Annotated in this window: 16 protein-coding genes; 7 read left to right on the top strand and 9 right to left on the bottom strand. The window is 33.5% G+C overall.

Translation table 11 applies throughout. The features are described from left to right. Positions 1-385: 385 nt before the first annotated feature. Positions 386-1,381 (top strand): potassium channel family protein, encoded by a 996-nt coding sequence (locus ACP5O9_RS08220; RefSeq protein ID WP_428723811.1) that lies wholly within the window; start codon positions 386-388, stop codon positions 1,379-1,381. Here the strand turns inward: ACP5O9_RS08220 and ACP5O9_RS08215 are convergent. Genes ACP5O9_RS08215 through ACP5O9_RS08175 form a run of 9 tightly spaced genes read right to left on the bottom strand, consistent with a single transcriptional unit; the run spans position 1,371 to position 9,084 of the window. Then, the gene (locus ACP5O9_RS08215) at positions 1,371-2,588 is read right to left on the bottom strand and encodes a 3-deoxy-D-manno-octulosonic acid transferase (protein WP_428723810.1); all 1,218 of its coding nucleotides are present in this window, start codon (positions 2,586-2,588) and stop codon (positions 1,371-1,373) included. The genes ACP5O9_RS08220 and ACP5O9_RS08215 overlap by 11 nt on opposite strands. A gap of 29 nt (positions 2,589-2,617) precedes the next feature. After that, positions 2,618-3,748, bottom strand: a complete 1,131-nt coding sequence (gene lpxB / locus ACP5O9_RS08210) for a lipid-A-disaccharide synthase (RefSeq protein ID WP_353686798.1) — start codon at positions 3,746-3,748, stop codon at positions 2,618-2,620. Next, positions 3,730-4,830 carry a DegT/DnrJ/EryC1/StrS family aminotransferase gene (locus ACP5O9_RS08205; RefSeq protein WP_428723809.1) on the bottom strand — a complete coding sequence of 367 codons (1,101 nt, stop codon included), beginning with the start codon at positions 4,828-4,830 and terminating at the stop codon, positions 3,730-3,732. The genes lpxB and ACP5O9_RS08205 overlap by 19 nt, the downstream gene beginning before the upstream one ends. A 1-nt stretch (position 4,831) precedes the next feature. After that, positions 4,832-5,761: a Gfo/Idh/MocA family protein gene (locus ACP5O9_RS08200; protein WP_424904644.1), complete on the bottom strand. Its 930-nt coding sequence runs from the start codon at positions 5,759-5,761 to the stop codon at positions 4,832-4,834. Then, positions 5,751-6,386, bottom strand: a complete 636-nt coding sequence (locus ACP5O9_RS08195; protein ID WP_428723808.1) for a precorrin-2 dehydrogenase/sirohydrochlorin ferrochelatase family protein — start codon at positions 6,384-6,386, stop codon at positions 5,751-5,753. The genes ACP5O9_RS08200 and ACP5O9_RS08195 overlap by 11 nt, the downstream gene beginning before the upstream one ends. After that, the gene (locus tag ACP5O9_RS08190) at positions 6,387-7,133 is read right to left on the bottom strand and encodes an outer membrane protein assembly factor BamD (RefSeq protein ID WP_353686794.1); all 747 of its coding nucleotides are present in this window, start codon (positions 7,131-7,133) and stop codon (positions 6,387-6,389) included. A gap of 53 nt (positions 7,134-7,186) precedes the next feature. Continuing rightward, positions 7,187-7,462 (bottom strand): acylphosphatase, encoded by a 276-nt coding sequence (locus ACP5O9_RS08185; protein ID WP_353686793.1) that lies wholly within the window; start codon positions 7,460-7,462, stop codon positions 7,187-7,189. Positions 7,463-7,472: 10 nt separating this feature from the next. Beyond that, entirely contained in the window at positions 7,473-8,753 is a 1,281-nt protein-coding gene (locus ACP5O9_RS08180) for a beta-barrel assembly-enhancing protease (protein WP_428723807.1), read from the bottom strand. Continuing rightward, positions 8,734-9,084 (bottom strand): molybdenum cofactor biosynthesis protein MoaE, encoded by a 351-nt coding sequence (locus ACP5O9_RS08175; protein WP_353686791.1) that lies wholly within the window; start codon positions 9,082-9,084, stop codon positions 8,734-8,736. The genes ACP5O9_RS08180 and ACP5O9_RS08175 overlap by 20 nt, the downstream gene beginning before the upstream one ends. A gap of 144 nt (positions 9,085-9,228) precedes the next feature. On the opposite strand from ACP5O9_RS08175, the gene tsaA reads away from it, so the two are divergent. The 6 genes from tsaA to cmr1 all read left to right on the top strand — a co-directional run. After that, the gene (gene tsaA / locus ACP5O9_RS08170; RefSeq protein ID WP_428723806.1) at positions 9,229-9,636 is read left to right on the top strand and encodes an SAM-dependent methyltransferase; all 408 of its coding nucleotides are present in this window, start codon (positions 9,229-9,231) and stop codon (positions 9,634-9,636) included. A gap of 84 nt (positions 9,637-9,720) precedes the next feature. Next, on the top strand, positions 9,721-10,488 hold the full coding sequence (gene cas6 / locus ACP5O9_RS08165; protein WP_353686789.1) for a CRISPR-associated endoribonuclease Cas6: 768 nt from the start codon (positions 9,721-9,723) through the stop codon (positions 10,486-10,488). A gap of 104 nt (positions 10,489-10,592) precedes the next feature. Next, on the top strand, positions 10,593-10,985 hold the full coding sequence (locus ACP5O9_RS08160; protein ID WP_353686788.1) for a DEAD/DEAH box helicase: 393 nt from the start codon (positions 10,593-10,595) through the stop codon (positions 10,983-10,985). Continuing rightward, entirely contained in the window at positions 10,960-11,349 is a 390-nt protein-coding gene (locus tag ACP5O9_RS08155; protein WP_428723805.1) for a hypothetical protein, read from the top strand. The genes ACP5O9_RS08160 and ACP5O9_RS08155 overlap by 26 nt, the downstream gene beginning before the upstream one ends. After that, the gene (locus ACP5O9_RS08150; protein ID WP_428723804.1) at positions 11,327-12,067 is read left to right on the top strand and encodes a CRISPR-associated endonuclease Cas3''; all 741 of its coding nucleotides are present in this window, start codon (positions 11,327-11,329) and stop codon (positions 12,065-12,067) included. Before ACP5O9_RS08155 ends, ACP5O9_RS08150 begins: the two co-directional genes overlap by 23 nt. A gap of 4 nt (positions 12,068-12,071) precedes the next feature. After that, positions 12,072-12,192, top strand: a 121-nt coding sequence (gene cmr1, locus ACP5O9_RS08145; protein WP_428723812.1) for a type III-B CRISPR module RAMP protein Cmr1, incomplete at its 3' end; no start/stop codon positions are given.

Raw genomic sequence — 12,192 nt, 5'->3', positions numbered from 1 at the left:
TCTTCCTTCGTTGCAAAGGCTTTCAGATCTTCCTTCGTTGCAAAGGCTTTCAGATCTTCCTTCGTTGCAAAATTTTTAAGCTCTTCCTTTAATTCATTTTTTAAAAGATTGATTTCCTGTCTTACTGCCTCTCTTATTAAATTTGATAAGGTTTTCTCATCCATAACAATCTCCTTAAGTTAGAGTTAGAATAGATAATTATAATAGACTTGTGCTATAAATAGTCAATTGTGGGAAAAAGCTATTTAACTCCAAATTAAATTCCGTATTTTTCACTTAATCCTGAGTCTTGATTTTTTCAGAAGACTTCATTTAACTTATCATCGTAAATATCACCCATGCTTTGAACCATAATGTTTGGTTCAGAAAGAAGAAAGGTATTATAATGAATCTCATTCGCAGGAAATTTGTTTTGATTTTACTTCTTATCATTGCAGTGCTTGTTTTCGGAACAGCAGGATATATGATTATTGAAGATATGAAGTTTATTGATGCATTTTATATGACTGTAATTACTCTCGCAACAGTTGGTTTTAAAGAAGTTAAAGACCTTGATGAGCCTGGTAAAATTTTTACAATTATTCTTATATTGAATGGTTTTGGAATCTTTACCTATAGTCTTACCACAGGAGCTAAAATAATAATTGAAGGAGAAATAAAGGAGGTTTTCAAAAAAAGAAGAATGAGAAAAAAAATTGATGGATTAGCACAACATTACATTGTATGTGGCTATGGAAGAATGGGAAGCATTATAGTTAAAGAACTTAAGGCTAATAATATGCCAGTTGTAGTTATTGAAAAAAATAAAATTAATCTCCCTGAAGATGAAGAATTTGTATATGTAGAAGGTGATGCAACGCATGACGATGTTTTAAAGTCTGCAGGGATAGAAAAAGCTAAGGGACTTATTACAGTTCTGCCATCAGATGCAGAAAATCTTTATGTAGTTTTAAGTGCACGGGAATTAAACCCTGATCTATTTATAGTAGCAAGGGCAATTGATAAAGAAGCAGAATCTAAACTTAAGAGAGCTGGAGCAGACAAAGTAGTATCTCCTTATTTTATCGGTGGACTTAGAATTGCCCATACAATTTTGAGACCTACTGTAGTGGATTTTATTGAATTTGCAACCCGTTCTGAACATATTGAGATTCAGATAGAAGAAATAAAAGTTTCTTCAGGTTCAGGTCTTGTCGGAAAAACAATTGCCCAGAGTGGTATAGGAAGGGACATTGGAGTCATCATACTTGGAATAAAAAGAGCAGATGGAAGAATGAAATTCAATCCAACATCGCAAACTCTTATTAAAGAAGGAGACACATTGATTGTAATAGGACAGACTGATAAACTTTCCCTACTTGAAAAACTTGCTAAGGAATAACTTTCTCAATCAGCCTCAAGGTTTTTTCTGTTGCACCTGATTTATTCAAAAAAAGTTGATAGGCTCTATTACCTATTGTCTGTCTTAGTTCTGAATTTTCTGCTAATTCTTTCAAAATTTCTGGTAAAGAGGCTTTATCAATCATTATACATGCTTTGTGATTTAAAAATTCTTCTATGAATGGAAAATTATGCATAAAGGGACCGCAGACTATAGGTTTCCTCCAATAAGCTGGCTCCAGAGGATTTTGCCCTCCATGGGCAATAAAACTTCCTCCTATAATTGCAATATCACAGATACGATAAAGACTGCCAAGTATTCCCATCTGATCAACAAGGACAACATAGGCTAAAGGTTTAACACTGAAGACAGAAGGCATTTCACTTAATTTTGAAAAAGAGATTTCTTTACTTGACTCAGCAATTTTTCTCTTTATAAGAGTTTCAACTACTTCAAATCTTTCTGGATGTCTTGGTGCAATTATAAGAGTGCCAGTAATATTAAGCTTGAGGAAAGCATCTAAAATAATCTCCTCTTCTGGTTCATGGGTGCTTCCCGCAAGGATAACAGGTTGTTCAATAGCATTTTCCCAAGGAAAGTGAATCTCCCTTAACTCAATGTCAAACTTCATATTCCCTGTCACATGGATTTTTTGTTCCTCTGCACCAATATTTAAAAATCTCTCCTTGTATCTCTCTTCCTGAACACACAGTAGAGTCAATCGTTTAAGTAAAGACTTAATGAAGAACTTAATCTTACTATAGCCGTTAAAAGATTTATCACTCATTCTTCCATTTACAAGGATTACAGGAATTTTTTTAGAAGAGATTCTTATCAAATTAGGCCAGAGTTCTGTTTCAGTGAGAATCAGTGCAACAGGCTTAAAATGTCTTAAAGTTTTATTAATTGCAAATGGAATGTCAAAAGGTATATAAATTACCTTCACATTGTGATTCTTAAATCTATCCTGAGCTATCTTCTGTCCAGTGTCAGTGATTGTGCTTAGAATTATCTCATATTTACTGGAAAGCTCTTTAATCATCCTTGATACAGCCACTACTTCTCCAACTGAGACCGCATGAATCAATATTTTAGGCTTGAATGCTTCAATCTTGTCATTTTTTTTAAAAAATCCGAATTTTTCCCTTATCCATCTTTTTCTTAAAGAAACAGGTCTTTTAAAGTATTCAAAAGGAAGCAGAAACATTAGAGCGACTAAATATAAAAAACTGTAAATTAAAAAAGTTGCTTGCATATCTCCGAAACTTCCAGGGAAGCTTTTTTCCCGACAAAATATTTTCTGATGCTGTCAAGAAAATTAATAATCTTTTCTCTGTAAGCATTGTCATAAAGTAAAAGATTAACCTGTTCTGCGATTATTTTCGTATCAAACTTCTGAATAAATTCAGGCACTCTAACATCGCCCAGATTCATAAAATCAGCAATAACATTAGGCAAAGTAATGTGTTTCACGCCTTTAATGATAGCTTTACCAATAACGTATGATAGAGGATTTAACCTATAAATAACAACCATAGGAATTTTAAGCAAAGTTGCCTGAAGTGTGGATGTGCCTGATGTAATTACTGCAACATCGCTCATTGCCAGTGCAGTAAAGGATTTTTCTTTCAAAATTGTTACATTTCCTGAAGATGTGATTTTCTTAAGAGTGCTTTCACTGAATTCAATATTTGGTGCTTTTGGAATTATGAAATGGTAGGAAGGGAAAATCTTTATAAGTTCTAACATTAAAGGCATTTTTCTCTTTATTTCAGAAGGTCTGCTACCAGGCATTAATGTGACTACTGTATCCTGACTAATTCCGTATTTTTCTCTTAAAAATTTTCTATACTGTGTATGTTCTTCATCTGGCAATTCCTCTATCATAGCTTCAAACATAGGATGACCAACAAATTTCACAGGAACACCTGCTTTTTTATATATAGTTTCTTCAAATGGTAAAACAACAGCCATAAAATCAACAACTTTCCTGATGATATTTATTCTTCCATGTCTCCATGCCCAAATCTGAGGACTCACATAATAAAGAACCTTTTTTCCCATTTCCTTAGCTTTTTTGGCAAGAGTAAGATTAAAATCAGGAAAATCAATTAATATAACACCCTGAACTTCTTTCAAGGCTTTTGTAGCAGCTTCCATATTTTTTCTTATTTTTTTTATATGTCCGAGCACCTCAAAGCCACCAAAAGAATGGGTAATCTCTCCGATAAGCTTCACTCCAGATTGAGCCATGTATTTACCGCCTATTCCAATAAGTTCAAATTTTTCTTTAAGATATGAAGCAAGCAAAGAACCGTAAAGCTCTCCTGATGATTCACCTGCAACTATTAAGAGTTTTGCAGACATCTCAATATAATCTGTGATATTTCATAAACTTCCTCATCGGGAAGTTCAGGATACATTGGTAAAGAAAGAATCTCTCCTGCTACAGCCTCTGCAACAGGTAAGTCCCCTTCTTTATAACCAAGAAAATTTAAGGCTTTCTGCAAATGCATTGGTTGAGGATAGTAAACTACTGAAGGAATTCCATGATTTGATAAAGTTTCTTTTATTTTATCTCTCTTTGAAGATCGAATACTGTAAAGATGATATACATGATAGAAATTATCCTTGTCTTTCGGCGTTATTACAGCATCACTTAAAAGTTTAGTGTAAAGAAATGCTTTTTTTCTTCTTTGCTCGTTGTATTCTTCTATATGCTTCATTTTAATCCTTAAAATTCCTGCTTGAATTTCATCAAGCCTTGAATTTAAACCAATGGTTTCATGAAGATATCTTCCTCTGGAACCATGATTTCTGAGTATCTTTATTTTTTCTGCTATTTTCATATCGTTTGTAACAACCATTCCACCATCACCAAAACATCCGAGATTTTTGCTTGGATAGAAACTAAAACAACCAGCATCACCAAAACTTCCTACTTTTTTATTTCCAATTCTTGCGCCAAAAGCCTGTGCAGCATCTTCAATTACTTTTAAGTCGTATTTCCTGGCAATTTCATTTATCTTTATCATATCTGCTGGAGCTCCGAATATATGAACTGGAATAATTGCCTTTGTTCTTGGAGTAATCTTTTCTTCAATTTTCTCAGGATCAATATTGTAAGTATCCTCTTCAATGTCAACAAAAACAGGCTTTGCTCCCACATAAAGAATAGCTTCAACTGTGGCAAAAAAAGTAAAAGGAGTTGTTATTACTTCATCTCCATAACCTATATCTAAAGCTTTAAGAGCAAGATGAAGGGCATCTGTGCCTGAGGCAACTCCAATTGCATCTACTACACCCAGATATGATTTGACTTCCTCTTCAAAGGCTTTTACATTTTTGCCAAGAATATAATGGGAACTTTCAAGAATTTCATTTATGCATGTGATAATCTCATCTTTGATATTTCTGTATTGTGTTTGCAAGTCAATAAATGGTTTCATCCTATCTCCCTTCGTTTATTTTATCTATTATTTTGAGCACTTCAATTATTTCCTGAGGAGATGCTGCCTGTTGAGAAAACTTTTTTTGTTTTACTGAGTTTAAAAAATCTCTTATTTCCTCATATAAAGGATGACTGTCTACATTCTGCACAGGAATTTCATTAATCTTACCATCTTTATCAACTTCTTTTAATTTTTTATTTATCAAATCAGCATAAATTACACTATTTTGCTGCACAGCAGAGATTTCTCTGCAAAACTCCGAGGAAACTCTACTTGCTGTAAGATGAGCTTTAGTAATTCCTTTCTGTGTCTCAAACTCCATCCAGACAGAGGCATAATCAATCCTTGAAGTTATAATACTCTGGGTAAATACTTTTATATCTGTCAACTCAAAATCTCCAGATTTTTTAAGCATCATCCATATTAAATCAAGGTCATGTATCATAAGATCATAAGTAACATCTGTATCAGTGGCCCTTCCAACAAAAGGAGATACTCTTTTTGTTTGAATAAAAAAAGGTTCTTTCAAATGTTCAAAGAAAGTTTTCACTACAGGATTATATCTTTCTATTAATCCAGCCTGAATTATTACATCTCTTTTTTTTGCCTCATCAAGAAGCATCTCTGCAAAAACAGGTCTTCCAGTTAAAGGCTTTTCTATAAAAATTGCTTTACCATGTTTTATTAAATCCATTCCTATATCAAAATGAGTTATTGTTGGTGTTACAACAAAAAAAATAGGAGTAAATTTCAATAAATCCGCATAATCAACATAATATTTCAATTTATACTGCTGTGCAACTTCTTTAGCTTTTTCTACATCTTTATCTACAATACCAACAATCTCCACATCAGGCATCTGAGTGAGCATTTTTATATGTCTTTGTCCAAAATATCCAGCACCTATCACCGCTACCTTAAATTTCATTTAGGATTTTTTCAACCTCCTGTTTTGCTTTTTTAAAACCATACTGTTTCAAAATTGACACAATTTTCTTTGAAGCAATTTTTTTAAAAATTTCCTGCCTTTTTTTAGTTTCAGGGATTTTTTTCTGAATTTCTTTTCTAAGCTTTTTAAGATATCTCAAATATAATGCAAATTCTTTGCCATATGATTTTGAGATTTCATCCCTGAGGAGTTTACTCAATGCGGGAAAATCAGTAGAAATAGCTATGGTTAAATCTGCTTTATTAAAAATTGCTGGAACATTATACAACAAACCGCCAATTTCTGAGACATCTGTAGCAGTGACACAGTTTACCAAAAATTTAGCATTCTTTACTATCTGAGCATTAAGTTTCTCATCTGATGTAGCAGCCACAACTAAAATCGCATCATCAATGTCTTCTTTACTGAATTGCTTTTTTATATACTCTATCTGACCTTTTTCAACGATTTTTCTTATGTTCTCGTTAATTTCAGGACTTATTAATGTTATTCTTGCTCCATAATGAAGCAGTGTTTTTATCTTTCTTTCAGCAACCCTACCACCACCAACTACAACACACTTTTTACCTTTTATGTCAATAAAAGCTGGAAAAAGCTTAGCCATTTATTGAATTTTAAGTCCTTCTGCTTTTTTTGCAAAATGACTGTCTGGAAATTTTTCCTTTAAAAGCTGAATATACTGCTTTGCCATGTCTGTCATATTGAGATTTTTATATGAATCTGCAAGTAAATAAAGAGTTTCATCAAGATTTTTAAAATCTGGATAGTTTTTCAAAATTCCCTCAAATCTTCCAATAGCAGCTTTATAAGAGCCTTTTTTGTGATAAAATTTACCAATTAAAAGCTCGCCCTCTGCAATAATGTTCCTACATTTCTGAATTCTCAAAGGAAGAATTTCTCCATAAGGATGTCTTGGATACATCTTTTCAAGCTTTAAAAATTCATTCAGTGCTTTTTGAGCAGTGCCTGCTCCTCTTTCAGCACCTTCTATCTGTCTGAAATAAGCCATTCCGATGCTGTATTGAGCATAAGGAGCATAGGTAGATTCAGGGTAAAGTTCCAGGAATCTTCTGTATTCAGTAATTGCAAGCTCAGGTTCATCTTCTTTTAAATACGACTCAGCTATCTTGAGCTGAGCAAGAGGAGCATACTCCTTTGCTGATTCTCTGTTTTTTATTTCAAGAAGAAGTTTTCTTGCCTCTTCATACTCTTTTTTACTTATAAGTTCATCTGCTTTCTTTAGATAAACTACAGGATCAAACTCTTCTTTTTTAATAGCCTCTTTCCCACCACAACTAAGGAGTAAAGAAAAAATAACAATCAAAACAAATAATTTAATGAGTGTTTTCATTGGGATACCCCTTGTTCTTTAGCATTTATTAAAACTTTTCAACTTTAGTTTAGTCAAGCTGTTCTTCTTATTTCAAATCCCTTCAATCCTTCAGGTTCTTCCCATATTATCTCAATATTGTCAACCCTTGCATAAGGCGGTCCTTCCTTGCATCTTTGAATAGCATGAGAGATCGCATTCTCATCACCTTCAAATACTGCCTCAACTCTTCCGTCTCTTAAATTTCTCACCCATCCATTTAATTTTAAAGAATGAGCAACTTCCTGTGTGAATGCTCTGTAAAAAACTCCCTGAACCCTTCCACTTATAAAAAGATGCGCTCTTTTCATTGTTCACTCCTTAATATCCTCTTAAAACTCTCAATCTCCTCTGTGCATCTGCTTCCCAGCCACGCTTTCCATCAGTAAGTTGCAGTGCTGTGGAGAGATTTTCTATAGCTTTAGCCCTATTTCCCACTGCCTGATAATCAACACCAAGATAGTAATATGTATCAGGATTTTCACTAACTAATTTTTTAGCTTTTTCAAGAGTATTTATACTTTCATTCCATCTTCCTGTATGAGTCAAAGCTACTCCTTTTATAAGCAATGGATAGAAATAAAGACTGTCAAGCTGTATAGCTCTATTAGCATCGTTTATTGCTTCAGAGTATCTTTTTAAATTTAAATTTACAAGTGCTCTATAAGTGTATGCCTGATTACTTCCATAAACTGCTATTGCCTTATCAAGAAGACTTAAAGCCTCTGAGTAATTATGGAATTTTATGTATTTCTTTGCTCTTTCAACATAATCATAAGATTCTTTAGTAGATCTAAGAATTGATTGAATCCTATGAAAATTTTCGCTATCCTGCTTAAGTCTATAAGAATCAGGATACTGTCTTGAAATCATTTGCTGAACATTTTTTATTCTTGTATCAGGCAGAGGATGAGTGCTCAGCCATTCAACATTTCCACCCTTTTGCATTGCTTTGAACTTTTCAAACATGCTTAAAAGGCCTTCTGGATCATAGCCAGCCTGATAACTGAATTTTACCCCAAGAGAGTCTGCTTCATTTTCCTGATCACGGCTAAATTTAAGCTGAAGAAGTCCTGATGAAACCTGGGCAAGACTCATTACTGCAGCAGCATATTTACTTTCATGCAATGCTATGCCAAGAATGTTTAAAAGAATATTCATTCCATAAGTTTTTTCCAGAAATTTGGCATGATGTCTTGCATTGATATGTCCAAGTTCATGTGCAAGGACTCCCACGAGTTCGCTTTCTTTATCCATTTTTAATAAAATCCCTCTTGTTATAAAAACCGGTCCTCCGGGCAGGGCAAAAGCATTTATTTCAGAAGAGTTTACAACATAAAAACGGTAATCAACTTTTCTTGGTGTAATTGAAGCAATCTTTTCTCCAATCCCTCTTATATAGTTCTGAACTTCTCTGTCAGGATATAAACCATCATTTTCATTTATTGCAGAGGCAATGATCTGATGCCCAATGGATATCTCCTGCTCAGTAGAAAGCAGAGTGTAAACTTTCTTACCAGAAAGAGGGTCTATCTCCTGAATACAAGCAAAAAGTAAAAAAGGTAAAAAGAAAATGAAAAACTTAAAAAATTTCTTCTTCATTGACAACTTCATTTTTTATTTTACTTACAAGCTCCTGTAACGCAGGAAAAACATCAGTGCGAAGCCTGCCTGCCACAAGCACCTTCATTATATCATCACCAATTTTTAATTCTCCCTCATTTATCCAGACTTTAATCTCTACAATTCCTTGTTGCTTTTTAATCTCTTCAATGAGCATATTTAACTTTTTAGCATTATAAGAAAGACGCATACCCCTCACAGGTTTTCCATTTTTAGAAGTTGCCCTGACAATTCCATTATGAATAAGAATCATTCCTATGGAACTGCTTTCAGGATGTCTTTTTATTTCACTGATCCAGTTCTCAATCATTTAATAGAACTATATTATCACAAAAATAATTAATCTTTAAAGTCATAAAATGAGATTAAGAATTGTCATTGAAGTTGTTGAAAATGGTAAAAAATGATATACTTAAACTAAATTTTTAATGTTTGAACAGACTTCAGAAGATTTATGGAAGAGTATAAGTTCAAACCAATTGGGTATGTAAAAACTAAAGCAGAAAGCCTTCCAAGACACTGGAGTGTCTCTGATGTGGAAGGAGAGATTGTTATTAAGCCAGAGTATCAGCCTGGATTAAGGGATATAAAGGCAGGAGATAAAATAGTTGTCATATTTTGCTTTCACAAATCTCCTGCATTCAGCCCTGAAAAACTTATTCAGAAGCCACCGCATTTAAACGAAACAAGAGGGGTTTTCAGCACCTGTTCACCTCACAGACCAAATCCAATAGGACTTTCTGTGCTTGAAGTTATTGATGTAAGAGATAACATAATCAAAGTAAGAAGACTTGATATGTATGATGGAACTCCGATTCTTGATATAAAACCCTACATTGAATACAAACCAGAAGGAGAATAAATGAAAAAAACATTATTTTCAGGAAATTTCAAGTTTTTAAACAGTCTCAAATAAATTAAACTCAAATGAATTAGAGAGGTAAAAATGCGACTTAAAATTAAATTCTATCATCCTGAAAAATCCTTTATCACCCTACCCTGCCATTACAACGAAATCATTCAGGGATTTATATATCATCATCTTGAATCTCATATTGGAGAAAATCTTCATGACAGAGGCTTTAAAGACCCTGAGACACAACGAAGGATGAAATTTTTTACCTTTTCAAGGCTTATTCCCTCTGAAAAAGCCCATGTAAAAGAAGGTAAGATATACTTGTATGGCAATGTAAGTCTAATTATCTCATCTCCGTTTAATGATTTTATTCAATCCTTTGCAATGACTCTGCTTAAAGCTGGCACATTAAGAATTGGCAGTGAAAACATGATTTTATCATCAGTACAGGTAGAAGGACCACCTGCTTACAAAGACAGAATCTATGTTAAAACTCTTTCACCTATCACTGTTTATAGCACCCTCGAAACCGCTAATGGAAAAAGAAAAACCTACTATTACTGTCCCTTTGAAAAAGAGTTTGAAAAATTGTTAATTAAAAATTTGCAAAGAAAGCTAAGAACATGGCGAGGAAGCACAATACTGGAAGGCTCAATAAAACCTTACAAAGTAAACTCAAAAGACCAGAGGATCGTTATTTACAAAAACACAGTGATAAAGGGATGGGATGGAGTATTTGAACTCAATCTTCCAGAAGAACTTTTTACAATGGCTTTTGAAGCAGGCATTGGCGCAAAAAACTCCCTTGGCTTTGGATGTATAGAGGTATGGAGAAGCGAAAGAAAAGATAAAGAATGAATTGAAGCAAAATTAAGCCTCATCCCCTCCATGGGATTGATACAGAGGGAGAGACTTTGATATGATTTAAAGTAAAAAAGGAAAATGAAGGAAGTAAGTTGAGAATGGAAGTTTTCCAGAAAATTTTTGGATTTAAGCCTTATGAGTTTCAAATTAAAGTGTCGGAGGAAATATATCAAGGAAATCTTCCAATTCTGTTTAAAGCTCCAGCAGGCTCTGGAAAAACAGAAGCAGTTTTAGTACCCTTTTTATCACAATTTATCAATAATAAGTTTGAAATAGCACCTTGTATGATTTATGTATTGCCGATGAGAGTTCTTGTAAATAGTATCGCAGAGAGAATTAAAAAATATGCTGAAAAGATTTCTCCACACATTACTGTTAAAGTCCAGCATGGCGATATCCCAATTCGCCATTTTTTAGAGGTCTGCCGTTTTGTCAACGAAACCCTTGATTATAAAGCAAGCGATTATGAGGCAAGAGATACGTTTAATTGATTTGTATGAATGCGTTTTATATGCTGATAGAAAACCAGAAAACATTCAGGTAAGAAATAGCAAACCAGTAACCTTAGTTGTGGTTGACTTTTCTATTGGAGAAGGTAGGAAAGAAAAGGATAGAATCCAAGACAGCATTAACAATACTAATTTTAAAGAAAATTCAATAGATGTTGACATAGGTGTAGCATGGATGCTTTTTGAAAACAAAATCTTAAAATACAAGGTTAAATATGACATTGATTCTAAAAAATGGTATTTTGAAGAGATAAGAAAAATTACCCCATTTAGCAAGTATATTCTTGAGAAAAATGATTATGATGAAAACATAAGAGTGAAAAATGACACATCATATTTTATTTAAAAGTGCTCCAGATGAAAGCTATACTGAACACATTGAAAAAGCATTAGAGAAATTCGAAGTAATTTATCCTTTATTTGAAAAGACAATTTTAAGGATTTTTAATTTAAGAGATGCATCTGTCTGCAAAGATATATTAAAACAGATAGTTTTGTTTCACGACCTTGGGAAACTGACAAAAAAATGGCAGGAAAATTTACGTACAAATAAAAAGCTTCCATCTCATGCTCCAATTGGTGCAGGGTTTCTTTATAAAAAATTAACAAATGAAGATGTAGATGAAAATTTAAAAAATGCAGTAATTTTTGCTATAGCAATTCATCATACTGATAGCGGACTTCTTGGAGATAATATCGAGAGACCTGATGTACAAGCGATTGTTGATGGAATAGCTGACTTTGATGGAAATATAGATTGGCATAAAGAAATAGATAAATTGGATAAAAAATATTTTCCAAATGAAGCAAAAAGTCTTAAAGTTGCAGATTTAAAAGATATGGCAAGAGATCTAAGAGTCTGGGCTAAAGGTTGCAGGCTGTTAGAACAGCATCAAAGAAGGCTTCAGGCATATTTAATTCATCACATATTAAAACTCTGCGATATTTCTGCTGCAGTGGAAAGAAAAGGATATCTGAAAGAAGATGACAAAGATTGCTATGGTGGATGGTTAATGGTGGAGGATATTGTAAAATATGTTAATAGTGTGAATGTAAGGAGGTGAGCAAATGAACAGATGTAGTCTTTTATGCCAAGTCATAACGCCAATGTTTATAGCAGGAGCGGATAGTAGAACTCCTGAGTTAAGACCATCTGAATTTAAAGGTATGATGAGGTTTTGGTGGAGGG

The sequence above is a fragment of the Thermodesulfovibrio sp. genome (genome assembly GCF_049969575.1).
Classification (GTDB): domain Bacteria; phylum Nitrospirota; class Thermodesulfovibrionia; order Thermodesulfovibrionales; family Thermodesulfovibrionaceae; genus Thermodesulfovibrio; species Thermodesulfovibrio obliviosus.
This window is presented reverse-complemented; position numbering and strand designations above follow the sequence as displayed.